Origin of the sequence: Streptomyces sp. NBC_01717 (assembly GCF_036248255.1) — a bacterium.
In the GTDB taxonomy this organism is placed as follows: Bacteria; Actinomycetota; Actinomycetes; order Streptomycetales; family Streptomycetaceae; genus Streptomyces.
This window is the reverse complement of sequence record NZ_CP109178.1, coordinates 476,269-502,384: the sequence shown is the minus strand read 5'-3', so window position 1 is coordinate 502,384 and position 26,116 is coordinate 476,269. Positions and strand designations below refer to the sequence as shown.

At 67.7% G+C, this 26,116-nt stretch carries 28 protein-coding genes and 5 pseudogenes; 20 read left to right on the top strand and 13 right to left on the bottom strand.

From position 1 onward, the window contains the following. Positions 1 to 205 precede the first annotated feature (205 nt). Both OHB49_RS02340 and OHB49_RS02335 read right to left on the bottom strand, forming a co-directional pair. On the bottom strand, positions 206 to 1,045 hold the full coding sequence (locus OHB49_RS02340) for a SigB/SigF/SigG family RNA polymerase sigma factor (RefSeq protein WP_329166326.1): 840 nt from the start codon (positions 1,043 to 1,045) through the stop codon (positions 206 to 208). 1,253 nt (positions 1,046 to 2,298) lie between these two features. Then, positions 2,299 to 3,258: a Ppx/GppA phosphatase family protein gene (locus tag OHB49_RS02335; protein ID WP_329157472.1), complete on the bottom strand. Its 960-nt coding sequence runs from the start codon at positions 3,256 to 3,258 to the stop codon at positions 2,299 to 2,301. Positions 3,259 to 4,016: 758 nt separating this feature from the next. Between OHB49_RS02335 and OHB49_RS02330 the strand changes: the two are divergent. After that, positions 4,017 to 4,414: pseudogene (locus tag OHB49_RS02330) on the top strand (alcohol dehydrogenase catalytic domain-containing protein); the annotation flags it as partial. 820 nt (positions 4,415 to 5,234) lie between these two features. Beyond that, positions 5,235 to 5,747: a hypothetical protein gene (locus OHB49_RS02325; RefSeq protein ID WP_329157471.1), complete on the top strand. Its 513-nt coding sequence runs from the start codon at positions 5,235 to 5,237 to the stop codon at positions 5,745 to 5,747. Here the strand turns inward: OHB49_RS02325 and OHB49_RS02320 are convergent. After that, positions 5,737 to 6,540, bottom strand: coding sequence for a phosphotransferase (locus OHB49_RS02320; protein ID WP_329157470.1), 804 nt, complete (start codon positions 6,538 to 6,540; stop codon positions 5,737 to 5,739). The genes OHB49_RS02325 and OHB49_RS02320 overlap by 11 nt on opposite strands. 62 nt (positions 6,541 to 6,602) lie before the next feature. Here OHB49_RS02320 and OHB49_RS45715 point away from each other — a divergent pair. The 4 genes and pseudogenes from OHB49_RS45715 to OHB49_RS02305 all read left to right on the top strand — a co-directional run. After that, a pseudogene (locus OHB49_RS45715) lies at positions 6,603 to 7,025 on the top strand (Tn3 family transposase); the annotation flags it as partial. After that, on the top strand, positions 6,967 to 7,518 hold the full coding sequence (locus tag OHB49_RS02315) for a Tn3 family transposase (protein ID WP_329166324.1): 552 nt from the start codon (positions 6,967 to 6,969) through the stop codon (positions 7,516 to 7,518). The pseudogene OHB49_RS45715 and the gene OHB49_RS02315, both read left to right, overlap by 59 nt. A 70-nt stretch (positions 7,519 to 7,588) precedes the next feature. Beyond that, positions 7,589 to 7,726: a zinc-ribbon domain-containing protein gene (locus tag OHB49_RS45710; RefSeq protein WP_443079475.1), complete on the top strand. Its 138-nt coding sequence runs from the start codon at positions 7,589 to 7,591 to the stop codon at positions 7,724 to 7,726. A gap of 85 nt (positions 7,727 to 7,811) precedes the next feature. Beyond that, on the top strand, positions 7,812 to 7,952 hold the full coding sequence (locus tag OHB49_RS02305; protein WP_329157469.1) for a hypothetical protein: 141 nt from the start codon (positions 7,812 to 7,814) through the stop codon (positions 7,950 to 7,952). Between the two features lie 24 nt (positions 7,953 to 7,976). Here the strand turns inward: OHB49_RS02305 and OHB49_RS02300 are convergent, their stop codons facing one another. Further along, positions 7,977 to 8,282, bottom strand: coding sequence for a helix-turn-helix domain-containing protein (locus OHB49_RS02300; protein WP_329157468.1), 306 nt, complete (start codon positions 8,280 to 8,282; stop codon positions 7,977 to 7,979). Between the two features lie 64 nt (positions 8,283 to 8,346). Between OHB49_RS02300 and map the strand changes: the two genes are divergently transcribed. Both map and OHB49_RS02290 read left to right on the top strand, forming a co-directional pair. Continuing rightward, complete coding sequence (map, locus tag OHB49_RS02295; RefSeq protein WP_329157466.1) at positions 8,347 to 9,123, top strand: type I methionyl aminopeptidase; 777 nt, start codon at positions 8,347 to 8,349, stop codon at positions 9,121 to 9,123. A gap of 297 nt (positions 9,124 to 9,420) precedes the next feature. Continuing rightward, a pseudogene (locus OHB49_RS02290) lies at positions 9,421 to 9,789 on the top strand (Tn3 family transposase); the annotation flags it as partial. Here the strand turns inward: OHB49_RS02290 and OHB49_RS02285 are convergent. Beyond that, positions 9,701 to 10,367 (bottom strand): annotated as a pseudogene (locus OHB49_RS02285) (NAD(P)/FAD-dependent oxidoreductase); the annotation flags it as partial. The pseudogenes OHB49_RS02290 and OHB49_RS02285 overlap by 89 nt on opposite strands. Before the next feature lie 12 nt (positions 10,368 to 10,379). Continuing rightward, positions 10,380 to 10,583 (bottom strand): hypothetical protein, encoded by a 204-nt coding sequence (locus tag OHB49_RS02280; protein ID WP_329157465.1) that lies wholly within the window; start codon positions 10,581 to 10,583, stop codon positions 10,380 to 10,382. A gap of 319 nt (positions 10,584 to 10,902) precedes the next feature. On the opposite strand from OHB49_RS02280, the gene OHB49_RS02275 reads away from it, so the two are divergent. Both OHB49_RS02275 and OHB49_RS02270 read left to right on the top strand, forming a co-directional pair. Further along, complete coding sequence (locus OHB49_RS02275; RefSeq protein WP_329157464.1) at positions 10,903 to 12,228, top strand: PP2C family protein-serine/threonine phosphatase; 1,326 nt, start codon at positions 10,903 to 10,905, stop codon at positions 12,226 to 12,228. 229 nt (positions 12,229 to 12,457) lie between these two features. Next, positions 12,458 to 12,637, top strand: a complete 180-nt coding sequence (locus tag OHB49_RS02270) for a hypothetical protein (RefSeq protein WP_078853193.1) — start codon at positions 12,458 to 12,460, stop codon at positions 12,635 to 12,637. A 234-nt stretch (positions 12,638 to 12,871) separates the two neighbouring features. Here the strand turns inward: OHB49_RS02270 and OHB49_RS02265 are convergent, their stop codons facing one another. Next, positions 12,872 to 13,069, bottom strand: a complete 198-nt coding sequence (locus OHB49_RS02265; RefSeq protein ID WP_329157460.1) for a hypothetical protein — start codon at positions 13,067 to 13,069, stop codon at positions 12,872 to 12,874. Positions 13,070 to 13,231: 162 nt separating this feature from the next. On the opposite strand from OHB49_RS02265, the gene OHB49_RS02260 reads away from it, so the two are divergent. From OHB49_RS02260 to OHB49_RS02220, 10 genes and pseudogenes are all read left to right on the top strand, one after another. After that, entirely contained in the window at positions 13,232 to 13,405 is a 174-nt protein-coding gene (locus OHB49_RS02260; protein WP_329157458.1) for a hypothetical protein, read from the top strand. Between the two features lie 766 nt (positions 13,406 to 14,171). Next, positions 14,172 to 15,056: a YncE family protein gene (locus tag OHB49_RS02255; RefSeq protein WP_329157456.1), complete on the top strand. Its 885-nt coding sequence runs from the start codon at positions 14,172 to 14,174 to the stop codon at positions 15,054 to 15,056. Between the two features lie 122 nt (positions 15,057 to 15,178). Next, a complete protein-coding gene (locus tag OHB49_RS02250; protein WP_329157453.1) occupies positions 15,179 to 16,699 on the top strand; it encodes an immunoglobulin domain-containing protein in 1,521 nt (506 codons plus the stop codon). Beyond that, positions 16,696 to 16,959 (top strand): DUF6093 family protein, encoded by a 264-nt coding sequence (locus tag OHB49_RS02245; protein WP_329157451.1) that lies wholly within the window; start codon positions 16,696 to 16,698, stop codon positions 16,957 to 16,959. Before OHB49_RS02250 ends, OHB49_RS02245 begins: the two co-directional genes overlap by 4 nt. After that, positions 16,896 to 17,135: a DUF6093 family protein gene (locus tag OHB49_RS02240; RefSeq protein WP_329166321.1), complete on the top strand. Its 240-nt coding sequence runs from the start codon at positions 16,896 to 16,898 to the stop codon at positions 17,133 to 17,135. Before OHB49_RS02245 ends, OHB49_RS02240 begins: the two co-directional genes overlap by 64 nt. Before the next feature lie 18 nt (positions 17,136 to 17,153). Further along, entirely contained in the window at positions 17,154 to 17,678 is a 525-nt protein-coding gene (locus OHB49_RS02235) for a DUF6093 family protein (protein WP_443079474.1), read from the top strand. Positions 17,679 to 17,815: 137 nt separating this feature from the next. Further along, positions 17,816 to 18,028, top strand: a pseudogene (locus OHB49_RS45705) (IS701 family transposase); the annotation flags it as partial. Positions 18,029 to 18,583: 555 nt separating this feature from the next. Continuing rightward, positions 18,584 to 18,970, top strand: coding sequence for a hypothetical protein (locus tag OHB49_RS02230; protein WP_329157446.1), 387 nt, complete (start codon positions 18,584 to 18,586; stop codon positions 18,968 to 18,970). 49 nt (positions 18,971 to 19,019) lie between these two features. Further along, on the top strand, positions 19,020 to 19,511 hold the full coding sequence (locus tag OHB49_RS02225) for a CocE/NonD family hydrolase C-terminal non-catalytic domain-containing protein (protein WP_329157444.1): 492 nt from the start codon (positions 19,020 to 19,022) through the stop codon (positions 19,509 to 19,511). Between the two features lie 551 nt (positions 19,512 to 20,062). Continuing rightward, positions 20,063 to 21,928 (top strand): multicopper oxidase family protein, encoded by a 1,866-nt coding sequence (locus OHB49_RS02220; RefSeq protein ID WP_329157442.1) that lies wholly within the window; start codon positions 20,063 to 20,065, stop codon positions 21,926 to 21,928. A gap of 286 nt (positions 21,929 to 22,214) precedes the next feature. Here OHB49_RS02220 and OHB49_RS02215 read toward each other — a convergent pair whose 3' ends face one another. Genes OHB49_RS02215 through OHB49_RS02190 form a run of 6 tightly spaced genes read right to left on the bottom strand, consistent with a single transcriptional unit; the run spans position 22,215 to position 25,954 of the window. Then, complete coding sequence (locus OHB49_RS02215) at positions 22,215 to 23,957, bottom strand: complex I subunit 5 family protein (protein ID WP_329157440.1); 1,743 nt, start codon at positions 23,955 to 23,957, stop codon at positions 22,215 to 22,217. Next, positions 23,954 to 24,304, bottom strand: coding sequence for a sodium:proton antiporter (locus OHB49_RS02210; RefSeq protein ID WP_030932398.1), 351 nt, complete (start codon positions 24,302 to 24,304; stop codon positions 23,954 to 23,956). The genes OHB49_RS02215 and OHB49_RS02210 overlap by 4 nt, the downstream gene beginning before the upstream one ends. 19 nt (positions 24,305 to 24,323) lie before the next feature. Then, positions 24,324 to 25,064, bottom strand: a complete 741-nt coding sequence (locus tag OHB49_RS02205) for an MnhB domain-containing protein (RefSeq protein ID WP_329157438.1) — start codon at positions 25,062 to 25,064, stop codon at positions 24,324 to 24,326. Beyond that, positions 25,061 to 25,321 carry a Na(+)/H(+) antiporter subunit B gene (locus OHB49_RS02200; protein ID WP_093771008.1) on the bottom strand — a complete coding sequence of 87 codons (261 nt, stop codon included), beginning with the start codon at positions 25,319 to 25,321 and terminating at the stop codon, positions 25,061 to 25,063. Before OHB49_RS02200 ends, OHB49_RS02205 begins: the two co-directional genes overlap by 4 nt. Then, the gene (locus OHB49_RS02195) at positions 25,314 to 25,775 is read right to left on the bottom strand and encodes a monovalent cation/H+ antiporter complex subunit F (RefSeq protein WP_329157434.1); all 462 of its coding nucleotides are present in this window, start codon (positions 25,773 to 25,775) and stop codon (positions 25,314 to 25,316) included. Before OHB49_RS02195 ends, OHB49_RS02200 begins: the two co-directional genes overlap by 8 nt. Next, positions 25,772 to 25,954 carry a hypothetical protein gene (locus OHB49_RS02190; RefSeq protein ID WP_329157433.1) on the bottom strand — a complete coding sequence of 61 codons (183 nt, stop codon included), beginning with the start codon at positions 25,952 to 25,954 and terminating at the stop codon, positions 25,772 to 25,774. The genes OHB49_RS02195 and OHB49_RS02190 overlap by 4 nt, the downstream gene beginning before the upstream one ends. Between the last annotated feature and the right edge of the window lie 162 nt (positions 25,955 to 26,116).

Below are 26,116 nucleotides of genomic sequence, written 5' to 3'. Positions count from 1 at the left end.
AGAACGCGCAGGTGGATAGGGGACCGGATCCTCCGTTCGGTGGTGTGACGTGGCGGCCAGGGAGCGTGTTGAGCCCGGGAACACGTGTACGTGTTCCGGCGCCCGAAGCTGGAACAGAAAGACGTGTTCCAGCACCCCGTGGCGGGCACACACCTCTCCGCAGCCTGCAACGTCTGGGGGTCTCATACAGCCTCTGGCGGTCGGTTCAGGTCTCAGTGAGCATGCCGGTGCGGAGCTTGGTCACGGTGCGGGCCAGGAGCCGGGATACGTGCATCTGGGAAACGCCCAGTTCCGCACCGATCTGACACTGGGTCATCTCCTGGCCGAAACGCATCTCGACGATGTGGCGCTCCCGGTCGTCGAGCTCTTCCAGGAGCGGAGCCAGAGCGTGGAGGTCTTCCACGAGGTCCATGGCGGGATCGCGGTCGCCGAGGATCTCGGCATAGGTGAGGCCGCCGTCGGATCGGTCGTCGTTCCCGCCGGGGATGTCGAGAGAGCTGACCGTGTAGCCGTTGGACGCCACCAAGCCCTCGATGATCTCCTCGTCGCTCAGGTCGAGGTCCCCGGCCAACTCGCGCACGGTGGGCTGGCGGCCCAGGACGACGGTCAGTCGCTCTTGGGCCTTGGCCAGTTCCACCCGGAGCTCCTGCAGACGGCGCGGGACGTGGACGGCCCAACTCGTGTCACGGAAAAAACGCTTGATCTCGCCGACGATGTAGGGGATGGCGAAGGAGGTGAATTCGACCTCGCGTGACAGGTCGAAGCGGTCGATGGCCTTGATCAGGCCGACCGTGCCGACCTGAATGATGTCCTCCATCTCGCCGCTGCCGCGGGTACGAAACCTGCGCGCGGCGAAGACGACCAGGCTCTGGTTCATCTCGATCAAAGTGTTGCGGGCGTACTGGTATTCGCGTGTCCCCTCTTCAAGGATCTGAAGCTGGTCGAAGAACAGCTTGGACAAGGCCCGCGCATCCTTGGGCGCTACCTTTCCCGCGTCCTCGACCCACGGCAGGTCACCACGATCCGCTCGCTGCGCACCGATGATGTCGTCTGCTCCAGTGCTACGGACACTCCCTGGGCCTGGATGGAAATCGTCACATCGCCACCAATCCTCGATTGACTGCCACGCGTCGCCTGCCCCCGAAGCCCGCGACAAACCCTTCCCAAAATCGAGCAGGGCGTGTTCCCCGCCTTGCAACGGCCAACTTCCGCCAGAGAATCGATGCTCCGGGGGGTGATCAGCGTGAGGAGAGGCTCACTCACCGGGACGGTTATGCCAGCACGGCATACAGCACCGCATCGCGAGGAAAGGAGTCGAGCCCTCACAGCGACTGGATTGGACGCGCAGACCCTGACGCGCGGGTGACCTGTGTGGCGGCGCTGACGGGCATCGGGGAGCGCGTGAATGGCGGCTGGCGCGTCAACGGCACTGGTGTGCAACTCCGGTGCCCCGTACGTAACCTGAGCTGCAGTCGGCGCACTGTTGGGGACGAGCATGGTGCGGTCGTGGATCACACACCGTCTTCATGTCCCCACGGGAGCGCAGCTCCTAGGAATATGCCCATCGGTATCGATGAGGCCAGCCGCCGCGCCACTCGATCCAGTGCGGGCCCTCAAGCCGGCCCGCCGAAGAAGTTCGACCAAGCCCTGGTCGTCGTAGATGACACCGACGACTCATCGTTGATGTGACCGCCCGACCGCCAGTGAGGGAGAGGACGTGGACAACTATCGGGGCGCTCATCTCTCGAAAGTGGCCGACGGCGACGCCGGGCGCACCCGGCTGGCCGGGCCGGTAGGAAAACTGGTGTAGGCGGTGGTCTTGATGTCTCCTGGCGGCGGCCTGGACTGCCACCGACGGGGATCAGACGGACCTCGCCGTACTGCGGTACCGCCGGATGGTCTACATGGGGTTCGAGTCAGGGGGATGTGTGCTGGTTGAGTAGATGAGTCGTCCGGTCCACGGAACCCTCACCCCACCCGCGGCCGGACGACGAATCCGCCCCCGACACTCGGGAGGGGGCGGACTCAAGCAAGGTTAGAACTCGCCCCCGAGCACTCCGCCCCCTGTCTCTGGCCACTGCTACGGCCGAGGCAGGGGGCGGCGGCGTCGTGCGTGGTCATCCAAGCGTGGTGACCGATGTGCCGCTCTCGGTCGGACTCGGCCCGTGATCTCGTCCTTGTCACGGGGGCCAATCGGGCAGCCCAAGCGAGGCGTGCCTCGATCTCCGTTGACTCATGCCCATTCATGGCTGGCCTCCGTGATGGTCCGGGTGTCGACGCTTTCGACGTCCGTTGGGTTCAGCCGGCCAGGCGGGGGTGCACGGTTGTGGTTGTGGTGTGCGGCACGCCGAGGCGTTCGAGCAGCAGTCCTTCTCGGGTGGACCAGGGGCAGATCTCGACGTTCTTGGCCCCGCAGGCTTCCATGAGGGTCTGTGCGATCAGGGCTCCGGCCAGGGACTGTTCGGCGCGGTGCGGGGAGATGCCCGGCAGTTTGGAACGGTGGGACGGTCCTGCGGCGCCCAGCAGGGATACTGACGTGCGCAGTTGGGGTAGCGCGAGCTGCCGTCCGGCTCGCGGTGTCTTGCCCTGAGCGGCGGCGAGCCGGGCGAGCTGTTCGAAGGTCTTGGAGCAGGCCAGCACCCGCCCGCCCGGTTCGGCCTGCGGCAGGCCGGGGACGGCTTCCAGGGACCGGCGGAGGTGCTGCCGGACCTCGGCCAGTCGGCGTGGGGATGGGGCGGTGCCGCCGGGAAGCCAGTCCCGGGTGATCCTGCGGGCGCCCAGCGGCAGCGAGTAGACGACGCGGGGCCGGTCTCCGGTGCCGGAAGCGATCTCTACAGTACCCCCGCCGATATCCAGGACCAGCAGCTGCCCGGGCGTCGAGCCTGCCCACTGGCGGGCGGCCACGTAGGCCAGCCGGGCCTCCTCCTCGCCGGTCAGCACGCGAAGGCGGGTGCCGGTGGTGCGTGCCACGCGCGCGATGATCTCGTCGCGGTTGGGCGCGTCCCGGATGACGGAGGTCGCGAACGCGAAGACTTCCGGCCTGCGCAGACGCCGGTCGGTGGCGACGGCCTCGGCCACTGCCCGTTCGATGCTCTTCACGCCGGCCTTGTCCATCCGTCCCTTGCGGTCGAGGGTTTCGTGCAGTCTCAGCCGCACCTTGCGGGAGAACACCGGCTCCAGCACCGTACCCGGGCGCCGTCGCACCACCGTCAGCAACGCACTGTGGCACCCGACATCGAGCACACCTGCCTGCCGCATCCCATCGCCTCCTCTGGCCCCGCCCTCGACCGGACCGGCTCCTTCCCCGATCTTCCGAGAGCCCCGATGGACGGCGCGACGGGGATTCCAGCCCACCGCGTGAGCCTATCGTCACCATCCGTGCACCCTCTGCCCCGGCCCACAGGGGTAGAGCTGCGGACGAGTGTGCAAGTCCGGGATTCCTCAAACCGTCTACCTCCGATGGACTGACGGAAGGTCTCGGGTAGAGCGCTGTTGCGGCAGCCCTACCGTGAGCGGCGCTCCGTCTCCTGGCCGTCGACGTCCCGGCACTCAGCGTCAGCAGAGGTTCGACGGGCGAGTCTGCGCCTGCTCGCCCGCCGCCGCGCGTAGCGGGGAGCGGTGCCGCGTTCCCGGGGCTCCGTCGCTGAAAGCGGCGGGCGAGTGCCTGCTCCTGGCAGATGGCCCGCAGTGCTGTACCCGCGCGAGATCGAGGACCAGGCCGTGGTGCGCCCGCTGACCCGCGCCCGCTCGAAGTCCCGCTACGAGCGGGGCCGCCTCGCTGCCCTCGCTGCGGCGCCTGTCGGAGAATCGCGCCCGGCCAGGGCGAGTGGGAGGTGGAGGAAGAGAAGGGGGCGCGCCGACGCTCCGCTCAAAACGCGCCGGACGGCAGAGCACGGCTGCCGATGGTGCCGTCGACTACCCGTCGCCAAGCGCAAGTAGCAATAGCGCTCGCGCGTAGCGGCGAAGAGGGATTGATCACGAAGGCAGCGGTGTACGAAGGCCACATCATAATTGGGGTGAAGGACGTACCGGACGCGAAGATCGAGCACCCCAGCGACATCCTCGTGAAGATCACGAGCACCAACATCTGCGGCTCCGACCTGCACATGTACGAAGGCCGCACGTCGTTCGAGACCGGCCGCACGCTGGGCCACGAGAACCTGGGGCAGGTCGTAGAGGTCGGCTCCGCAGTGTCAAGGTCGGCGAGTACGTGCGCCTGCCGTTCAACATTGCGTGCGGTTTCAGCAAGCAGTGCGAGCAGGGCCTGACGAACTACTGCCTGACGATGCAGCCCGAGGCCGCCCTCGCCGCCTACGGCTTCGATGAGATGGGCCCCTACCAGGGCGGCCAGGCCGAGCTGCTGCGGGTACCGCACGGCGACTTCAACGCCCTGCGGCTGGGCGAGGACGCCGCAGGTGCCGTGCTGATCAGGTGGGTGGTGAAGGGCAGATCGTGCGGGCCCGGCTGCCAGGGCTGTTCCTGCTGGCTCAACGCGTGCCTGCGTCTGGTACCCCTACGACGTCCCGCTGCGCGAGCTCTGCAAAGCAGACGCCCGCGCCGCCCGCCACGGATTGAGCCTGACCCTGCACACAGGCTGGGGCGCGCACTACTACGGCAACACCCCGGCCTTGCAGGACGTCTGGTTCGGCTGAAGGTGGGCGGGTACCACGTCGGTATGGGGTGGGGTGCTTTCGAGTGGAAGAGGTTGGTGCCGCTTGCGGTCGCCGTGGGGTGCCTGGGGTGGCACTGGCGGGAGGCTGTTCTCTGGCTGTCGAGATCTCAGAAGCTGGCAGATCGACGCCTCGCCCGTGCGGGTCCACGGTGTCGTTGACCGGGTGGTTCAGGTCAAAGGTGGGGCCGATATCCGGGTGTCCTATCAGGTTGGCGGTCAGCGGTTCGCCACCGAGGATCTGCCGGTGCTGCAGGGGGTCGGGCGAACGACTCCCACGGTTGGCACTGCGGTGTGCCTCGAAGTCTCTGCCGAGCACCCGGAATCGGTGCGGGTGTGCGGCCAGAGGTATCCGGGCGGCGACGACAAGATTCCCGCTTGGGGCCTGGGTGACGGCGGCGAGCACGGTAGGCGTCGTGATAGCCGCCGGTTGGATCGTGGTGGCCACCCAGCAGAAGAGGCGGGACAACCGCGGCTCCGGCTCGGCTGTGGACTCGACGTGACCTGACGTCCCGCATACACCCCTCGGCCCCAGGCCTTCCACTCGCCGTCGAGAGGATCGACCGTGCCCCCCGACCACGACATGCTGTGGCGTCGTTGCGCTCATCTGGGCCGTGTTCTGCTGCCGTTGGTAGACCAGGAGCCATGGCGGCAGGCTCGTCGCCACGAGAACCTGCAGGCCTGGGGCATCGACACGACGGCAGGCGAGCGACTGATCGAGCTCTTCGCGGCTCTGGTGACCCATGCTGTCGCAGTCGACACTTCATTGTCCGCCGCAGAATTTGATGATCTGTCCCTCAAAGCCGTGGCCGACGCGGCGACCGGCAAGCGTGACTACGAACTGCTTGCCGGGCTCCCGAAAACCTTCGCCGACGACCGTGACGGACACGCCGTCAACGTCTTCCGCCTGCACATATACAGGGGCAGCCAGTCCAGCCATCGACTCACCCAGCTGAGCACGGAACTGCGGCATGCACTGCTCGTCCTCGCCGAACGCGCGCCGATACGGTTACCCACGTGTGGGGACGTCTTCCGCCGGGCGGCCGAGGCTGGCCTGCCGCTCAGGATCAGGCACTGACCAGCAGCCGTTGCCGTGCTCCAGCACATCGAGCACCGCGCCCGGCAGTGGCCCGGCAGGGGAGGCGGTCTCCCGCTCCCACATCTCCTGCGCGTCCCGGCTGCCCTGGAGGAACTGCTCTCGTCTGCGCTGCTGTTCGTGGTCCGTCATCGCCGCCAGCAGCGAGGACGTTGCGACTGAGCAGATCCCCATGGACCATGCGGCGCTCGTTGGGCAGGTACGGCGCCAGTGTGGCGAGTGCGGCCAGCCCGGCTTCCACCGGCCCGAGCCCGATCTCGGAGTCGGTCAGCGCTGCTCGCCAGCCAGGTACCCGGGCCGTCTCGGTACCGATGGCCAGCAGCGCATCTGCCCAGGAGTCGTACGGTGCCCGCCTGTCCGGGGGCCAGATGCCGTAGCCGGTGCCGGCAAGGTCGATGCTGCCGATGGCGTCGAGCGTGGTCAGCAGGCTCGGCAGCGTCAGCGCCACGTCGGCGGCGGACAGGTCGTCGAACCCGGTCCCGTGCGCGCGGGCCGAGATCGCAAAGTGCCAGTTGTCGACCACGCCCCTCGCCAGTACCGGCGGGACGGGCAGGTGGGGTCCGGCGAAGCGGGCGGCGATCTCGTCCTTGGCGAAGTCCGTACCATGTGCGCCGATGCGCAGTACCACCTCCATGCCGTCGATGGTCAGCTCGAACGCCTGGGACCAGGCGCCGGCCGCCAGCGGCTGCGGTTCGGTTGCGCGCACCCCGAAGGTCGTGCGCACCAGCCGTCGGGCCAGGTCCGCCAGCGCGGCGGGGGCAGGTTCGGCAGGCATCCGAGCATGCTATTGCCGTGACCGCGCGGCAGGCTCTGCCTCCACTTGAAGGGAGCTCCGCGATGACTGAGACGGAACGCGTCGACTGCACCGACTGGTTCGCCCTGCCGGGCCCCGACAACACCCGCGTCGCATACGTGAGGACCGGCGGCGGGATCAGCGAGACCTGGCACACCCCCGACTGCCCGGCCCTGGCGATCACGCAGATCAACATGGAGGAGGGAAGCAAGCGGGTCCGAGAACAGGACGCGTGGGCCCAAGGCGTCTTCCCCGCCGCGCACGAGCGGCTCAGGAAGGCCGCCGCCGCGATGCCCGCCACGAAGCGGACCGAGTACGTACATATCGACGCCCTGTTCGGGGAGAGCGGCCGCAACAGCATCGACTTCGACCTGATCGAGTCCCAGTTCCGGCACCTGATGCGGGCGGCTGTCTCCGTGCGCGAGGGCGTCATCTCCTCCACGCTGCTGCTGCGGCGCCTGCGGAACCGGCTCGCGCAAGAACGCGACGTACACGGCCTTCCGCGAGGTCGGCCGCGTCATCCGTACCGTTCAGCTGCTGCGCTACCTCTCGGACGCCCCGCTGCGCCGGTGGGTGGCCGCCACGAACAAGGTCGAGGCGTTCAACGGCTTCTCCCAGTGGATCGGCTTCGGCAACGGCGGCGTCATCACCGACAACGACCCCGTCGAGCAGGAGAAGAGCGCGAAATTCTACGCTCTGCTCACGAACGCGGTGATCTTCCGCCATGCCCTGGACATCGCCGAGATCGTGCGCCAGCTCCAGGAGGAGGGCTACGCCATCGACCCCGAGGACCTGGCTCACATCTCGGAGTACCTGACCGAGCACATCAAGCGGTTCGGCGAGTACAGCACCCATGAGCTCGGCATCCAGCCGGAGGCGTATGACCCGAAGCTGAATATGGATTTCACACGACTGCGGGAGGAGAACCTCACCAGCGAGGGCTTCGGTCAGGCGACCTGACCGAGCAGAGGAAGGGGACCATGGCGCGTTAGGGGTCTCGCTGGTCGAAACGTATCCGCAGGTCGCCGCGATGTGGCTTCAGGAGCGCAACGGCGGGCTGACGCCGCAGAAGGCGACGCCGAAGATGCAGGTCGCGGTGTGGTGGCGGTGTGCGGCCGGGCACGAGCGGGAGGAGCGGATCTCCAACCGCACCGCGATGCCGAAGTAGGAAGAACGGCGATGTCGCCGCCTGACGCGAGTGCGTCGGCTACTGGGTCTCCCACACCTTCCCCGCGTGCGGGCACACCGCGAGGGTGCGGGCGCTCGCGCCCTTCGGGCAGGAAGCGACGGAGCCGACAGGCGGTCAGGTCGGTGTAGCCGCCGAGGTGGTGCTCGGGCTGGTCGACGAGGTCATCAGCGTGCGCGCAGGCGTACCGGCACAGCACGGTCAGTGAACCGCTGACTCTCTGAGTGCGGCGTTACGAAACCAGCAATGCCTGCCGTGTGACAGGCAGGACCGACTGATCCTCGACGGTTCGCTCCGCCTGGCTAATCTCGGCCCAGACGGCGTCGAGAGACAGGCCGAGGGTGTCGGCGATCGCTGCGATGGTCGGGAAGGCGGGGGTAGCCACACGGCCGGATTCGATCTTCCGCAGAGTTTCCGGCGAGATGTGCGAAGCGAGCGCCACGTCCAGCATCGAGCGGCAGCCCCGGGCTCGGCGGAGCAGGGCGCCAAGGCGCTGTCCGCGTTCTACCTCGGCGGGGGTGAGCGGCAACCTGACCATGACCCCATTCTAATACCGGTACAGTTAGACCGGGATAGTTATTGGACATACGTGAGAGGCCCCCATGATTGAGATCCTGAACTCCGCGCGGCTTGAGCGGGCGAGGGACACCGGCGCCCTGGTCGGAAACATCCTGCACACGCTGAAGCAGCGCAGCACGGTCGGGACGAACCTGCTAGACATCGACCAGTGGGCCAAGGAGATGATCACCGAGGCGGGAGCGCAGTCCTGCTACGTCGACTACGCGCCTTCCTTCGGGCGCGGCCCGTTCGGGCACTACATCTGCACGGCCGTCAACGACGGAGTGCTCCATGGGCGGCCTCACAACTACACGCTGGCAGACGGGGATCTGCTGACTCTCGACCTCGCCGTAGCCAGGGGCGGGGTGGCCGCGGACGCCGCGATCAGCTTTCTGGTGGGCAAGGCCAGGCCAGCGGAGAGCGTCGCGATGATCGAGACGACCGAACGTGCACTCGCCGCCGGCATCGCCGCCGCCAAGCCTGGGGCGCGCATCGGCGACCTCTCCCACGCCATCGGCACGGTCCTCAGCAAGGCGGGCTACCCGATCAACACCGAGTTCGGAGGCCACGGCATCGGCTCGACCATGCACCAGGACCCACACGTCGCGAACACCGGACGGCCAGGCCGCGGATACAAGCTGCGCCCCGGACTGCTGCTCGCCCTGGAGCCCTGGGTCATGGCCGACACTGCCACACTCGTGACCGACGCCGACGGTTGGACGCTGCGCAGCGCGACAGGCTGCCGGACCGCGCACAGCGAGCACACCATCGCCATCACCGACAGCGGAGCCGAAATTCTCACCCGACCGGAAGGGGAGTAGCGCCGAGTCCGCCAGGAAGCGCCGCTGCCACTTGCGGACGATGTCCGCGGTCACCCGCAGATCCCGGGCAACCGCGACAATCGGCGGTACTTTCGGCCCCGCACACGCCAGCACGATCCGGCGCCCGCAGAGCCAGGGCCTGGGCCGATGTCGCCCGACGCGTCCACCGCTCCAACTCAGCCCGCTCGTCATCAGACAGCAGCAACGGCTCCAGCTTCGGACCCGACGAGGAACGGACGCACCAGCAGCAGAAGTCACACACCAACTAACGATCAACTACTGGCGCAGGACACTGCCGACGAACCGGCCGACCGGCGGACGATCAAGGTGCAGGCCAACCTCCAGGAGGGCCGCCACGCGCTCGCCCGGAAGATCTTCCACGGCAAGGCCGGACAGCTCTACCAGCGTTACCAGGACGGCATGGAGGACCAGATCGGCGCGCTGGGCTTGGTCCTGAATGCGCTCGTGCTGTTCAACACGAGGTACATGGACGCCGCCATTACGCAGCTGCGCGAGGACGGGTTCGAGGTCCGCGACGAGGACGTGGCCCGCCTATCCCCGTTCGTCCGCCGTCACATCAGCATGCTAGGCCGCTACTCCTTTCAGCTCCCCGCCCTGCCCGGCGGCCTGCGGCCCCTGCGCGCCCTGGACGCCACCGACGACTAATGAGTGCGGTCAGGTTGGGCTCGGCGACCAGGGCCGCCGAAGCGCCGCTGCCGGCGGCGGTGATGGCCTGGCGGTAAGTGTGGTCGGCGACGTCGCCCGCGCCGAAGACGCCGGGGATGTTCGTCCGGGTGGTGGGTGAGGCGACCTTTAGGTACCCGGATTCGTCCAGGTCGAGCTGGCCGTGGAAGAGCTCGGTGCGCGGGTCGTGGCCGATCGCGATGAACAGGCCGGTGGCCGCGAGTTCGCGCGTGGCTCCGGGGAAACCGTCCCGCAGTACGACGCCGCTGAGCATGAGACCGTCCTGCTTGAGTTCGGCGACCTCGGTGTCGAATGCGAAGGAGATTTTGTCGTCGGCGAAGGCCCGGTTCTGCCGGACCTTCGAGGCGCGTAGGGCGGAGCGGCCGTAGGCGACGGTCACGGACTTGGCGAGCAGGTGAGGAAGGTGGCTTCCTCCATGGCAGAGTCGCCGCTTCCGACCACGACGATGTCCGGTCGCGGAAGATGAATCCGTTGCAGGTGGCACCCCAGGGCAGCCCGCGGCCGGAGAGTTCTCTTTCGCCGGGGATGCCGAGTTTGCGTAGCCGGAGTGGTCAGGGGTGCAGATCGTCGTTGAGGCGCTGGCGCAGCACAAGGAGCGCCTGGGTGTGGGCAACGTCGTCGGTCAGGCGCGCGAGCTGTCTGCGGACCTCGGCGTCGTTTCCGGTCTGCACGGCTTCCACGATCTGGTCGATCAGCGTGCCGAGGTGGTTGGGGGTCGCTGGAGGCGGTGAAGGCCCGTACGGCTCGCCGGTCACCGGCTGACCCGTCGGAGTAGCCCGGTCGGGCGAGCCTGCCCGCGGTCGGTGGCACCCGTCACGAGATGCCCAGCGGTGGCTGGCACTATCGGTAGGAGCTGCGGCGTAATCGGCAGCGTTGTCATAGGAAGTCCAACGCGCGGGGCGGCTGTAAGTCACCCACAGCACCGGCGTGGACTGCGGGCTGCCGCATGGCCTTACGCCTAGGGGCGTGTCTGTCTGATCACGTGGTTCGTTGTTCCCTCATGACTCGTCCGAGCGGTCCCGGCCAGGGCAACCGGTCGACTGGTCGGTTGATGTCGCCAAGGAGGTGTGCCGAGTGGCTGATGAACGGGCATGGTTGGGCGAGTTGTTGGCAGCAGTGGAGTCAGCACCCCCGGAGGTGGCTGTCGCCGTACTGGCCGAGCTGCTGACGAGGAGGCTTGCCGCGACCGAGGTGTCCTTTCTGATCACGGACCTTGGCGGCAAGGCCGTCGTACGGCTCACCGGGGCCCCGGGGGAGGGTGGGCCGGAGCAGCCGCAGCGGATCGAGTTGCGCGGCTCGATCTACGACGGAGTGGTCCGCTCCCAGCAAGCGCACGTGGCGAGTGGCGAGCGGGCGGGAGAGACCGGACCGGGCCTGGTCAAGGTCATCGCGCCGGTATCCGACCGCGGGGATGCGATCGGCCTGCTGGAGCTGACTCTGCCCGCCCGCCCCGACCGCCAGACGATGCAACTCATCGTGGAGGCCGCCCACGCGCTGGCATACGTGGTGATCGTCAACCGGCGCTTCACCGATCTGTACGAATGGGGCCGGCGCACCACACGGCTGTCGCTGGCCGCCGAGATCCAGCACCGTCTGCTCCCCGACTCCTTCACCTGCGACACCGGCCGGTTCATCGTCGCGGGAGCACTGGAACCAGCTGCCGACATTGGCGGGGACACGTTCGACTACACGCTCGACCGTCACGCCCTGCACCTGTCCCTCACCGACGCCATGGGCCACGACGTACAGGCGGCACTGCTGGCGACCGTGATCGTCGGAGCCTTGCGCAATGCCCGCCGAGGGAGCGGCAGCCTCCTCGACCAGGCAAACGATGCCCATCAGGCCGTCGTCGACTACGCCCACCAAGCACATCAGGCGTACGCCAACCAATCGGACCAGGTACATCAGGCCGTCGCCCAGCACGGCGGACAGGCCATGGCAACCGGTCAACTGCTGCGTGTCAGTCTCGACACCGGCCAGACCACCTTCGTCAACGCCGGCCACGTCTGGCCATTGCGCCTGCGCGACGGGCAGGTCGAGGAAATCGCTCCCCTGGTCGACCTGCCCTTCGGTATCACCCCGAACCCGGGATACCGCATCCAGAGCCTTGACCTGCGTCAGGGCGACCGACTGATCCTGCTCACCGACGGAATGCTGGAGCCCCACGGGCCCGAAGCCGACCTGTGCGACCTGATCCGACAAACCAGCGAGTGGCACCCACGCGACGCTGTACGCGTCTTCACCGAAGCCGTCCTCGAATTCTCGAACCACGACCCCCGCGACGACGCCACCGTCCTGTGCCTGGACTGGCCCGCGCCCAACGCCGCCTACACCGGCCCGAGAACCTCACCGGCAGCAACGGCTCAAGCCGCTCCCACTCAGGGTCAGTCGCAATCATGACCGACAAGAGCAGAGGCGCGCTTACGCGCAGGTCAGGTCCCTGGTCGAGCTTGATCGGCCGGTGATTCCCAAGCTCAGATGGTCAGCCGACTCTCTGTTGTGCTTCCGCGGAAAGACAGTCAGCGCGAGTGTGCGCCCGTGCATCGCGTATGCGCCTCCCGCCCCTGGGCGACGAGTGGGAGTGTGCGTGAGGTCCGGAGGTACCAAGGTTTTCGGTAGGAGGTATGCAATGGCATCTCAGTCCAAGTGCGGCGCTCGCACCAAGGCTGGAACAGCGTGCCGAAGCCTCGCAGTGATCGGCACTTCTCGTTGCGCCAAGCACCAAGGCTCCTGGTCGTCCTACGGGGTCGCACAGCGCAAGGAGAAGGAGGCCAAGGCGAAGAAGCGCCAAATCCGCAAGAAGCGGTAGACGCCGCGAGAGACCGTTGTTCCGCCGGCCGGACGCCATCTGCTCAGTCTCATCCACATTCTCGTTCGTCGCAGTTCGTGGCCGTTCGGCTTCCCAGCGACCCCATCTGTGGCCTGGCCTCCGGACGACCGCGAACCAGGGTGAACAGGGCCGTGCAGAGTTGGAAAGCGTGCGCCCCGGGGATAAGGACGGTTCAACGGTAGCGGGCCGGCAGGACGACCGGGCCGGGCAGCATCAGGGGTTCTCGGGCGGCCAGGACTGCAGCACGCGCCCGCCGTCCGCCTCGTCGGTCAGCGTGATCCGGGCGCCGTCGACGCCGCCACGTTCGCCTATCCAGCGCGTGTATTTCCGCTCGGCCGCCGCCTCGTCGGACCACCAGCCGCGCATGATGATGCGGGCTCCGATCGATAGGGTCACGCGATAGCGGTCCACGGCGGCAGACTACGACGTCCTCTATTCGGCCCGTAGTGGTTGCTGTGGTGTGGAGGTGGGGGTGAGCTGTCAGTGCGCCTAGCGATAGTCACGGGCGCAAGGAGGGGCGTCCCTCGCCGAATGAGCGGGGCCAGCCTCCCACCGACGAGACTTGGAGAGTTCATGCCGTATACCAAGGGACAGCGCGTCGAGTACCAGACCCAGCAAGGCGAGCAGGCGCAGGGCCGGATCGAGCGCGCCGAGGGCCAGGGGTCACAGGCTAAGTACACCGTCAAGAACGAGAAGAACCAGCAAGAAGAGCTGGTCCAGGAGAAGCAGATCCAGCGGCAGCTGTAGTAGCGGCCCCCGCCGACGCGGCCGCCGTTGCACCGAACGAAGGTGCAACGGCGGCCGCTCGTGTTTCACGCAACTGGATCAGGGCCGCCACGACTCGTCGGTCCTGATGGTCACGGTGGCGCCCGCCTCTCGGGCTGCCTCCCGCAGAACGGCCAGCGTGTCCGCGAGCGGCGCGCGGGGACTACCGCGTGGGGTGGTGGCGATGAGGCAGGGTGTGCCGACGCTCACGGTCCCTCTGGCGAGCTTGCCGCAGAGCGCGCACCGATGGCTGCCGTCGAGCCGCTCGGCGCCGGCCCTGGGCGCCCAAAGTGGGGCGGGGCCGGGAAGGCACGCCTGCCACTATCCCGGGCCCTGGACACACTACGTCGCCCCCAGGTGAGTCCGGCGGCGGTCCAGTCGAAGGGACATCTGAGCCACCACCGGTACAACGATCCTCACGCCGGACCGAGACCCGTGCAGCTGGGCGAGTCGGATGCGTCCGCCGTTTCCTCGGGCCGGGACCTGTCCGCGCGCCGCCCCCACTCGAACGTATGAGCGGTGGCGGTCCAGGCCGCCGGTCGGGAAACCTCAGAACCACCACCTACATTGATCGTTTTCGAGGGCCGGACTCTCCGCAGCTCGGTCGGCCTGCGCCTGACGTCACCGTGGGCCAGCCTGGAGGGCGGAGGTGTCGGTGATCAGGCGCATGAGCAAGCAGACTGGATCGCATCGCGGTCCGGGGCCCGAGAAAAGTTGACATCGGCCATGGGTGTGGGTGCGGGTCTGTATGGCGGGGCTGGCCATCTTGGCGGGGCTGGCCTTGCCGGCCATCGCCCCGTCCCCCGCCTGGGCCGCCTCAGACTCGAACGCCTACGTCGCCAACCTGGGTTCGAACAATGTGTCGGTGATCGACACCGCCACCAACATGGTCACCGTCGGCAGCATCCCGTTCGGTGTGGCGATCACCCCGGACGGCTTGCACACCTACGTCACCAACTTAGGCTCAGGCAATGTGTCGGTGATCGCCACCGCCAGCAACATGGTCACCGCCACCGTCACCGTCGGCACCCAGCCGAATGGTGTCGCGATCAGCCCGATCTGCCCGGCACCTTCCTTGACCATCAGCAAGAGCCACACCGGGAAGTTCACCCAAGGCCTGCAGGGCACCTACACCATCACGGTCGACAACACCGGGCCCGGCGCAACCGATGGCACCACGGTCAACGTGCACGACCCCTCCCGGCAGGACTCACTGCCGCCAGCATCACCGGCATCGGGTGGAGCTGCACGCTGGCCACCCTCACCTGCACCCGCAGCCACGCCCTGCCCGCCGGGACAGTTATCCGCCCATCACACTGAAGGTCAACGTCTCCTGCAACGCCTCTGCCCATCGCACCAACACCGCCACGGTCACCGGGGGCGGCGACAGCACTACCCACACTGCCACCGACCCCACCACCATCAACCGCAGCGGACGCTGCCACCGGCACAATCACCACCACCATCGCCGCTGTTGAGGACACCGCACGGCGGCCGCCAGCCGTCCCCGCAGTTCCCACTGACGGACCGTCCGGCTCGGGCTCTACCGACGAACCTGGAAGAGCTCGCCGGATCCGCCACGCCGACCGTCACGGTGAGTTATAGAGCATTTCCAGAGTGCTACGTTCCGTAATCGTCGGTGGGAGAGTCGAACACCAGTGATTGGGTGGTCCGGTCGTGATGGGTCTGCGTGCGGACAGGGCAGCTGCGGCGTGGCGGTCGGCGAGGGTGGTGGGTGGTCTGTCGACCGGTCTTATGGCCCTATTTGCGGCCACGGCGGGCCCCGCGGTGGCGGATCCGGTCGGGGTGCCGGCATCGGGTGTGGGGGGCCGGGTCATCGCCTGGGGCTACAACGGCGAGGGGCAGACGAACGTGCCGGCGTCGCTGACTGGCAAGACGGTCACCACGATCGCCGCTGGACCGTGCGGAGCAAACGGCGTGTTCTCGCAGTCCGGCTCCACCGTGTCCTGCTCCTATACAGCTGCGGGTGAGGACACCTTCACGGTGCCCCCCGGGGTCAGCGGCGTGAGCGTGACGGCTATCGGGGCACCCGGAGGCAAAGGCGGCGACTACGGCGGAGGACAGCCCGGTGCGCCCGGCGGGGCCGGAGCGGTCGTGACCGCACCCACGGTCCCGGTCGGGGGCCACGGCACGCTGTACGTGGAGGTCGGAGGCGCCGGCGGCAACGGGACCAACGGCCCTAACTGCGCGGGCGGGAGCGCCGGCGTCAACGGTGGTGGCCCCGGCGGAGGCGCCCGCTGTGGGGTCGGGGGTGGGGGAGCCGGCGGCGGTGCGTCCGACGTGCGCACCCAGACCGCGTCCGGCGGCGGCCTGACCGCCGGTCCTGGAGACCCGCGCCTGGTGGTCGCGGGCGGAGGCGGCGGCGGTGCCGGGTCCGACAACCAGGTGATCAGCGCCGGCGGGCCCTCGGGCGGATCGGCCACCACCGGCGCGGGCGCGGGTGGCGACATCGACTGCCAGGCAGGCACGGCCAGTCCCGGCGGCACCGGCCAGACCGGCGGCGGCGGCGGAGCCGCCGGCCAGGTACTCAACAACAGCGCACCCGGTTGCCTAAGCAGCAGCGGGACAGCCGGGACGCCCGGCGCGGGCGGCACGGGCGCCAACGGTGATCCGATCAGCCTCGGCGGTGCCGGCGGTGGCGGCGGCGGATTCACAGGCGGTGGCGGCGGCGCGAGCAGCAATCCGTTGTTCACCGCACAAGCGGCGTCAACGGGTGGTGGTGGCGGTTCGAGTTTCGGCCCGGCCGGCACATCGTTCACCATCGCTACGAACACCGGCAACGGCTCAGTCACGATCTCCTACACCGTCAACACACCACCGGTCATCACCGGACAGCCGAAGGATCAGACGGTCAACCCCGGCCAGGACGCCACGTTCACCGCCACCACGTCCGGTGACCCCGCCCCGACGGTGCAGTGGCAGCGCCGAACCAGCGACAACGCGGCGTGGGTCGACATCCCCGGCGCCACCACCATCACCTACACCCTGACCAAAGCCACCGCGGCCGACAACGGCAGCCAGTTCCGGGCCGTCTTCACGAACACCGCCGGCACCACCACCACCCAGACCGCCACCCTGACCGTGACAGTGCACCGTCCCCGACCCCCGCACCATCACCCCTGCAAGCCGCACCATCACCACTGCACCGATGGTCACGCCGGACCGAGAGTCGTGCACCTGGGCGACTCGGATGCGTCCACGGGCACCTCGGGCCGGGGGAGCTGTCCGTGCACCGCCCTACGCTCGAACGTATGAGCACTCCTCCGCCCTCTGAGGGGCTTTCGCTTGCTGCCGTCGCTCCCATCGTCGAGACGCGCATCCTCGTGGACACTGTCGAGATCTTCCGTGCCGGGGAGCCGGTTCTTGACCCGGACTCCGGCGAGTACCACCCCGGCCCGGATCAGATCCTCTACACGGGGGCCGGTGCGATCTTCTCTGCCGTGGTCCCGGCCTGGTCCTGTCTCTGGAAGGACAGGCGTACGCCGACGACACCCGTAACCGCTACCGGCTCCTGACTCCCCTGGACGTCCCGCTCGCGTCGCGTGAGGACCGGGTGCGCGTCACCGTGGCCACACAGGACCTGGGCCTGATCAACAGGGTGTGGCGGGTCATGGACATCTCCGACGCCAACAGCCTCGCCGTCGTCCGTACGACGTGGCTGGACGAGGTCACCCAGACGACCGGGGCGTGAGCCGGTGCCGCTTGATCTTTGCAGGCCAGGGCTGACCTGGAGGCGCAGCTGACCGACACGGTGCGGATCTCCCGTACCGCCGGGCAGCCCGTTCTGGACCCGGTGACCGGAGAGCCCGGCCAGACCCCGACCACCGTGGTGTACGACGGGCCGGGTGCGGTGCTGGCCACGCATTGCCAGATCGTCCTCGGGCAGGTCCTTGGCCAAGACTGGCTGTCCGAGGGCTCCGCCTGGTACCGGCTGGTGACGCCCGTGTCGGCGCCGGTCGCGCTGCTCGGCGCCCTGGTGGAGGTCGTCACCGAGACGGGTGGCCTGGCCGGACGCATCTGGCTCGCCGACGACGTCACCGAGGCGTCCACGGTAGAGATCTGCCGCTCCACCAGGCTGATGGAACGCATCACCACGGCGTGCAGCGCCGTAGTGCTCGGACTAGCGTCTCATCGACTGGGATCTCATTCTCGTGAAGCGTCACGTCGGAAGTCTCCTCGCCAGATGGAACGGGAAGCCAATGACTTTTCGTCCCGAACGAGGCAGGTTCACTGAGACGTAGGCGCGCCCGACTGGGAGGCCGAGCAGGCCGCAGAGCGGATTCAGTGAGATTACGCCTCAAGGGCCTCACCGGCACCGGAGTAGCTGGCGTGAGACGGGACAGCTGTCCGCGCCTCTTCGTAGGCTGAAGCCCGCCGGTGGCGGAGTACTCGGACAAGCCGCAATTGGTCAAGCAGCTGGTCACCACGGCCGGCCGGAAGGCAGCAAAGCCGGTGCAATGGCGTGAGGGCTCCCGGCCCGGCACCGGCCGCAGTGGCTTCGAGCGGTTTGTGGTCTCGCGGATTCGGCCTGCCGGACGCGAGACCCGGCAGGCGGCCGAGGGGCCGCAGTTACCGGAGTGCTGGCCGCGTGGCTGCGCGGGTGCGGGGAATGCCTCGGCCAACTCGGGAGGTCAGCATCGTTGCGCCTGCCCGGACGATGGCGGGCAGCCGTCCGTCGGTCTGTGCGCCTTGGATCGTGGCCCGCAGGCGCGCGGTGTGCAGGTACCACCCGTCAGACATCCTGCCGTAGCGGCGGTCCGTCCAGGAAGGGATTGCCCGCGTCCCTCGACTAACCCATCACCCATTCCGCGCTACAGGGAAGTGCTCGGCCCAGGACAGCAGCCGGGCACGCGGTAGCCCCGGGGGGACGAGTGCTCTCCCGGGGCCGGTTGCTGCTGTCAGAGACGGATGCCGTCGGTGGCGGAGTATTCCCAGCGTTCGTCTTCGTCGGCCTTCTCCGCACTGAGCATGAGGTGCCTTTCACGGAGCTGGCGGTGTCATAGCCCTCGGGACGGTCCAGAGCGGCTCGGTGCCGGCGGCTGGTAGCCGGGCTCGTGCCGCACGGATGCAGCGGCCTGCTGCTGCTTGTGCAGGTCCCTGCCTCTGGTCTCCGCGGTGTGAGTCGGTGTCGTACTACTCGTGTCGGCCCCGACGTTCGCGGAGGCCAACAGCAAGGCCAGTTCCGTTGAAACTCACCGATGTACCCGGAGCAAGGACTACTGCATCGTCATCAAATACACCGAGGCGTCGCCCCACCGGGTACCGCTGATCATCGCCCACAAGGTGTCGGGCAAGAAGGGGCACGCCTACTGGGCCCGGTGGACGTACAGGAAGTCCAGAGGGGGCTCGAAGGTCAGCGGTTGGAAGAAGTCCAGCTGGACCGGCGACAACGGCGGGGCACCCGGGGTTGCAGTGGAGACCCTGTGGGGCCATAGCGGACGGGCGGGCGGGCCGAAGCTGACCAAGGCGACGGTCTGTACCCAGTTCAAGGGCTCGAAGCAGAAGGCATGCTTCTGGCTCGACTGACGCGGCGACTTGCCAGTCGTTCGCCCTCCATGGACCGCCCGCACTACCGGTGCGGTGGTGCGGGCGGTCCAGCGATACGTGGATCTCCTCGCTCGGCGTAGAGATTCAGCGGCTCGGAGGCACGGTCATTTCCGCCGGGAAGCTGAAGGGGATCGACCGCGACCACGGGGTCAAGATCGACTTTCTGGTCGGACGCGGCGAGGGGAACCCCTACCGCCCGCACACCCACACGGTGCCGGTGGAGCCCGGGAAGATCGAGGAGTACGTACTGCGGCTCTACCCGTTCGCAGCCACCTTCCAGCCCGGTCACCGCCTGGTGGTGGAGTTGTCGAACAACGAGCCGCTGGCCGACGCGCACAACGCGCTGCTGCCGCCGGATGCCTTCCACCTGCCGGTGGGCCGCTCGGTTACCCACAAGATCTACCGCGACGCCGCGCAGCCCTCCCGGCTCGTGCTGCCGTTCACGACGGTCACGGCGACGGACGCGACACAGTCAGGCTCTGCGCGCGACCATGAAGGAGACCAGCTCAGCGGTTCCTGATGCGGCCATCACGACGCCTGCCGGGGGACCGCCGTGCCCTGGCGGCCGGCCCCGCCCTCCACTTGAGAGGTAACAGGTTGTGCCGGTATCCCGAAAGCGCCGCCGTATTGAATTGGCGCACAGAGAAGCGGTGAAAATTAGACTCACAGCCCGCCGCGCAGTCGAATGTGACGCGCCAGAAGAATGTTCGGTGGATTGTCGACTCATTCAGGGTGCTGACAAATGGTGCGCCGTCGTACTGGTTCACGGAGGGATGGAAGTCGCCGTTCGGCGGGAGCGGCTGCGGACGGGGTGGACGAGCTCGACCGCACCAGGTAGGACGGTTTACAGGCATTCAGACTGATGGTAGTAATTCGATTCCAATTCAGATATCTGCCGAATTGCTGCTGAGATCGGCTCAATGAGTGGCTTTCCCGGACCCAACCGGTGTGCTGCGGCAACGTTCCGAACCGGCCCTGTATCTGTTCAACGTCACGTGAGGCGATGGAAGGCTGGAGACGATGTTCGGGCGAAGGAAATTTCTCAAGGCCGGTGCTGTGGGAGGTGCGGTCATGCTTCCACAGGGTGTTCTGGGAGCGCGGGCGTATGCGGCGACGACTCAAGAGACAGGGTGTCCGGACATCCCGGTCACGCACACCCCTCCGCTGAAGAGGTATGTCGACCCGCTCCCCACGCCGTTGACAGCCGTCTCGGATCCTTCCGTCTATCCGGGCGCCGACTACTACGAGATCACGATGCGGCAGGGCTCGTGGAGCTTCCACCAGGATCTCGAGCCGGCAACCGTGTGGGGTTACTGGGCCAATAACCCGCACGATCCTGACAAGCCGACCGGCATGGGTTACCTCGGGCCGACCGTCAGCGTGACCACGGACCGCCCGACGGTCGTCAAGTACCGCAACGAGCTGCCGACCACCCACCTCTTCCAGTTCGTGATCGACGCCATTCGCAACGGGTGCTCCGAGCTCACGCCGACCCCTCCACCTCCCTACAAGCCGGTTCTGCCCTTTCCCCCGAATGTCAACGTGTGGAACGTCGTACACCAGCACGGCGGTTTCACAGCGCCACAGTCCGACGGCATGCCGATGCAGTCGTTTAGCCCGGACGGCATCCACGCCGAGCACTACACCACTCTGGAACCGGGCCGGGTCGAACGGAACGAAGCGATCTACGGCTACACGAACCACGACCGTTCGTGCATGCTCTGGTATCACGATCACGGCATGGGGATGACCAGCCTCAACGTCTATGCGGGCCTTGCCGGTCTCTGGCGGGTTAGTGACCCCGCCGACGAGCGGCTCGGGCTGCCGCGAGGCGAATTCGAGGTCCCCCTCATCCTGCAGGACCGGACCTTCAACCCGGACGGCTCGCTCGCCTACACCATGACCCTGAGGGAAGGCGAGGACACCCCGGTCGTCAACGGGAAGGCGTACCCTTTCCTGGACGTCGAGCAGCGACGCTACCGGCTGCGCGTTCTCAACGCTTCGAACGAGCGTTTCTGGCGGCTGAGGTTCGACGTCTATCCCAGGGACGTACTGCCTCAGCCGACACTGCCGTTCTGGCTGATCGGCACCGACGGCGGCTTCCGTGCTCCGTTGCAAATGCTGAACTTCCTGATCTCGCCGGCCGAGCGGTACGACCTGATCGTCGACTTCAGTCAGATGCCCGTGGGTACGAACGTCAGACTGACGAACTATCATGCGCCGGTCCACTACCCCGGTATGCCCGGCGAAGGACCGGAAATCCGGGAAATCATGGAGTTCCGGGTCACCGAACCCGGAGGCACGGACACGACGAGGCCGCCCAAGGAACTCAGGCTGCCGACGGTCGCGCCTGTCAAGCCGAAACCGCACACCCGTCGGCGGCAATGGGTTACGTACCAGCACAAGCTCTTCAGGACCATGACGTTCAACGCGATGCCGTTCGAGGCGCCGTCCCAGGACTTCATCGAGGAGGGTTCGTCCGAGATCTGGGAGTACATCAATCCCAACCATGACGCCCACCCGATGCATGTTCACCTCGTCAACTTCCAGGTGCTGGACAGGCAGCCGATCGACGCGGTCGAATACCAGGCGGATTACGAAAAATGGATTGACGATGGCCGCAAACCGGAGGATCTGCCGGTGCTGGAGAACTATTTCACCGGTCCACCGATTCCGCCGGACCCGGACGAAGCACGGTCCAACAAGGACACGTTCAAGTCCTATCCGGAGACGGTGACCAGGATCATCATTCAGGAATTCACTCCGCCGACGAGTACGATCGCGTCGATTCCGGGCAGTGGCACCGAGTTCCCGGCGACATACATCCACCACTGCCACATTCTCGAACACGAAGACGACGACCTGATGCGCCCGTGGACGATCCTCGATCACGGCGACCACGGCGGTGGCGACCACGGCGGTGGCCACGGCCACTGACGGGATCGATCGTCCCGCGTGTGCAACTTCCACGATGAAGGTGTGGCTGCCGCGGTTCTTCCGGGGCGCCTGCGTCTCGATGGTGACGGGCCGAACCCCATGATGTGCCTCCCGTTCGGGTGCGGGATGACTGAGTGCTCCGGACGCCGACCGTGGCCAGTGCCGCGCCTACGACACAGAGCGCGCCCGTGATGAGTACGACGCTGTGCACGCCGTTCATGAATGCGCGTCCGCTGCCCTCGATGACGGCCGCGCCGAGCTGTGCCGACATGCCGCTGGACTTGGGTCACCCCGTAAGGATGCCGGGAAGCGAGAGCGCGCCGATGAGGGTGGTGCCGGCCAGGAGCCAGACCACGTAGTCACCGATGTGTCCCGAGTGCATGCGCCGAAGCGGCGTCGTCCAGCTCTGAGCTTCCTGACGGGCGGGGCCATGTACGGCCGCTGCGGCCAAGCCCACGGCGAGTGCGGCAGAGAGGAACCCGAGGATCGTCCCGGCCGGAGTCCAGTGAGGTGCATGATGGGCGCCGAACGCGTCGCCCACGGACGTGGCAAGCCATGGGGCCAGGCCGGCCGCGACGGCTCCGATGAGCAGCGCGGTGGGGACCGCGGTCATCGTCATGGGCACGCGGTGGATACGTCCCTTGGTCTCCGGCTCCTCGTCCTCACCCTTCGTCTCGTGTGCCGGTTCGGCCTCGGGTCGCTTCCCGGCGCCGAGGAACACCCGTGCGGCGACCCGGAGCACCGCTCCCGCGGTGACCGCGGATACCACCACGAACACCACGGCGAGGAGTCCGCCCGCAGCTTCTTCCGTGACCGCTTTGCCGAGAGCCATGGCAAATGGGGGCAGCCCGGACAGAGCCAGCGCACCGGTCGCGAACAGGACGCCGACCCATCGCAACTCCTTTGCCCGACCGAACAGTTCGTGTTCGTCGACACTCCCGTACCGGTCGAGGAGGATGCCCACGCAAGCGAACAGGGCGGCCTTCGCCCCTGCGTGGCCCAGGATGTAGACCGCGATCCCACCGGTTGCCTCGGGGCGCAGGAGGCCGATTCCGATGAGGAAGAGTCCGGTGTGGGCGACCGTCGAATAGGCGAGGAGCCGCTTCACGTGCCGTTGCTGCCAGCACATCACCGCGCCGATCAGCGCGGTCAGCACGCCGAGCGTCACCAGGGCGCGTTCAGCGTCCGGTGCGGGGATGCCGCCGGGCCCGGCGAAGATCGTGTGGTACACCCGCCACACGCCGTACGCGCCGAGTTCGACCATGACTCCGGACAGCAGCATGCAGACCGGGGTCGGCGCGACGGCGTGTGCATCGGGCAGCCAGAAGTGGAACGGGACGGCGGCCGCCTTGGTGAGGAGACCCGTCAGCACCAGGACGAATGCGCACAGGGTCAGTGCGTCGGGCGCACCCTGTGCGTCGAGCCGCTGTCCGATCTGCCGCATGCCGAGCTCACCGGTGCGGGCGTACAGCAGGACGATCCCGGTCAACGTGGTGTACGCGCCGAGGGAGTTGATCACCCCGAATGTGAGCGCGCCCTGCACGGCCTTCGCTTCCTCCACGCGGTAGCCGGTCAGTGCGTACGCCACGACGCTCATGAGCTCGAAGAAGACGAAGGCGTTGAAGAGGTCACCCGTGAGCGCGAAGCCGCACATGCCCGCCTGGAAGAGCAGCACGAGAGCCGGAAAGGAGCCCGCGTGCCGATGCGGTGGCTCGTCGAAGTAGCGCCAGGAGTAGACGAGTACCGCGACGACCAGGAGAGAGACCAGTGCCGCCAGGCCCACCCCGGGAACGTCGCCGACCAGGACGATGCCAACACCTTCGCCGCCGCTCGGGCGCCAGCCGCCGACCCATTCGACAGCATTCGGCGAGGCGCTGATGAGGAGCGCCATGGCCAGGCCGGCGGTGGCCACGGCCACGCTGCAGCCGATCGACTCGGCGGCGATGCGCGGCAGACGCCGTCCGGCGGCCACCAGCACGGCGGCTCCCATCAGCGGCAGTGCGACGACCAGGGGCAGCAGATTGCTCATCCGCGCAGCTCGGTCAATTCGTCGGGGTTCACCGTGCCGTGGCGTTTGGCGACCTGTATCACCAGGGCCAGCAGCAGAGCGGTCACGGTGGCGCCGACCACCACGTCGGTCAGAGCCAGTGCCTGCACGACGGGGTCTACGAGCGGTCTCGATCCAGGCTTGAGGTCGGAGAAGACGGGTGCGGTGCCGCCATCGCGATAGCCCACGGCGAGCAGCAGCACATAGGTGGATGACTGGCAGACCGCCAGGCAGCCCACCGCATGAACGAGGTGGCGGCTGGTGGCGAGTCCGTAACACCCGGCCAGGAAGATCCAGCCGGCTACCAGATACGGCAATACCGACATCATGACGAGCTCGTCCCCCTACTCAATTCTCGCCTTCCTCCTCGATCTCCACGGCCTGGTCGAGGAAGCGGGCGAGCAGCACCACCACGGCGCACGCCACTTCCATGCCGACGGCCATGTTCAACAAGGGCACGGATCCGCCCGAGGCGAGCGTGTTGAACGTTCCGTACGGCAGCAGAGTGTTGGCCAGAAACGAAGAACCCGCGACGAGACCCGCCAGGCCCAGCACGAGATACGTCGCTTCGCCCACCGCGTCGCCGACCTCGTACACGCCGACCGGGCGGACCCGCTCCAGCGCGCGGTAGTCGGCCCCGATGTAGAGCAGGTGGACCGCGGTCGCCACGACGACCCCGCCCTGGAACCCGCCGCCCGGGCTGAGCTGGCCGTGCGCGACGACATAGAGACCGACGACGAGGGCGACGGGCAGCAGGATCAATGCGTACCGCCTCACGGGGAGCGCAACATGGACCGGCGCGGGAGGCACCTGACGCTCCTCGCGGGTCTGTCGCAGCAGCACAACGGTTCCGAGCACTGCCGCGAAGAGGATGGTCTCCTCGCCCAGGGTGTCGAAGGCCCGCTGGTCGAAGTTGACAGCCGAGATCACATTGGCGGTGCGGTGGGCGAGCGCGGCCCGGACGGCACGCTCGCCGTAGGGGTGGCTGTCACCGCCGAAGCCCGGCAGCCGCAGGCAGGCCGCCCCGAACATGGCGGCGAAGCCCAGGCAGCCCACGGCCAGGATCCACATCCGTAGTCTGCGGCTCATCGGCCGCCTTCGTCGCGCTGGCCACGGCGGCGTACTTTCCGGACGGACAGAAGGATCAGCAACGGGGTCAGTGCCGAGCCCACCGCCAGCTGTGACAGGGCGACGTCCGGCGCCTGGAGGACGGTGAACAGCACCGCGAGCGCCAGACCGAGCACCGAGAGAACCAGAGCCTGACGGGCCGGATCACGGACCGCCACGGCGGCCGTCGCGGTGGTCGCGACCAGGAACAGGGAGATCACGATGAGGCCGTCAGTCACGTCGGGCCTCGCTCGGCTCCACGTAGGCGCCGGACAGTGTCCGTGAGGAAATCACGTTTCCGGCGACGAGCAGAACTCCCACGACCACGAGTTTCACCGCCGCCCGCCCCGGGCCGGCGGCCACGCACGACGCGATCACGACCGGCACGGTCGCTGCGGCCGCCAGCACGGTCGGCAGCTGTGCCTTTGGCGGGGACTCGCCCAGTTCGTCGGCGAGCAGCCGTGCGTACACGAGCGTGCCGACGGGGCCCAGCACGGCGAGGACCAGAGCGAGATCTGTGTAGGCGGGGCGGTCGTATCCCTGGGCGAGCAGCAGCATGACCAGACAGACCACCGAGGTGCCGAAGTTCTGGGCGACGACCCTGCGCCCGAGCGATCCGGTCGCCACACCCCACACGACAGGGAAGAGACCTGCTACCAGGAGTACGGATGCGCACGCGAGCCATGCGTTCACCGGCCGCTCACAGCCCTGCGTGCAGCGACGGCGGCGACGGCCCCCAGCAGTGCGCATCCCAGACCGGCGAACACCTCCAGCGGTTCGAGCGTGCTGATGAGCACCAACCAAAGTGCCGACAGCGACACTTGCCACACGAGGATTTCGGCGACCAGGCCACCCAGCCGTCTTCCCGTCATGCGAGGGCCGGAGGGCGGGCCGCCGCAGGAAACTCTGTGATGCGCAAGGTGCCTCCTCGTGGTGGTCGTGCATGGCTCGTGTTCATCCGGTGCCCGGTGGGGCTGCACACATTCCCCGGCCGCAGGGGGAATCAACTGGAAGCAAAGCAGTTCCAGGCGGAG

Coding starts and splice junctions, on each gene's coding strand:
- OHB49_RS02335 (WP_329157472.1), bottom strand. CDS start 3,258: ATGCGGCAGGCAGGTGTGCTCGATGTCGGGTGCCACAGTGCGTTGCTG.
- OHB49_RS02320 (WP_329157470.1), bottom strand. CDS start 6,540: ATGCCTGCCGAACCTGCCCCCGCCGCGCTGGCGGACCTGGCCCGACGG.
- OHB49_RS45710 (WP_443079475.1), top strand. CDS start 7,589: ATGTGGCTTCAGGAGCGCAACGGCGGGCTGACGCCGCAGAAGGCGACG.
- OHB49_RS02300 (WP_329157468.1), bottom strand. CDS start 8,282: ATGGTCAGGTTGCCGCTCACCCCCGCCGAGGTAGAACGCGGACAGCGC.
- map (WP_329157466.1), top strand. CDS start 8,347: ATGATTGAGATCCTGAACTCCGCGCGGCTTGAGCGGGCGAGGGACACC.
- OHB49_RS02270 (WP_078853193.1), top strand. CDS start 12,458: ATGGCATCTCAGTCCAAGTGCGGCGCTCGCACCAAGGCTGGAACAGCG.
- OHB49_RS02260 (WP_329157458.1), top strand. CDS start 13,232: ATGCCGTATACCAAGGGACAGCGCGTCGAGTACCAGACCCAGCAAGGC.
- OHB49_RS02255 (WP_329157456.1), top strand. CDS start 14,172: ATGGCGGGGCTGGCCATCTTGGCGGGGCTGGCCTTGCCGGCCATCGCC.
- OHB49_RS02250 (WP_329157453.1), top strand. CDS start 15,179: ATGGCCCTATTTGCGGCCACGGCGGGCCCCGCGGTGGCGGATCCGGTC.
- OHB49_RS02245 (WP_329157451.1), top strand. CDS start 16,696: ATGAGCACTCCTCCGCCCTCTGAGGGGCTTTCGCTTGCTGCCGTCGCT.
- OHB49_RS02220 (WP_329157442.1), top strand. CDS start 20,063: ATGCTTCCACAGGGTGTTCTGGGAGCGCGGGCGTATGCGGCGACGACT.
- OHB49_RS02215 (WP_329157440.1), bottom strand. CDS start 23,957: ATGAGCAATCTGCTGCCCCTGGTCGTCGCACTGCCGCTGATGGGAGCC.
- OHB49_RS02210 (WP_030932398.1), bottom strand. CDS start 24,304: ATGATGTCGGTATTGCCGTATCTGGTAGCCGGCTGGATCTTCCTGGCC.
- OHB49_RS02205 (WP_329157438.1), bottom strand. CDS start 25,064: ATGAGCCGCAGACTACGGATGTGGATCCTGGCCGTGGGCTGCCTGGGC.
- OHB49_RS02190 (WP_329157433.1), bottom strand. CDS start 25,954: ATGACGGGAAGACGGCTGGGTGGCCTGGTCGCCGAAATCCTCGTGTGG.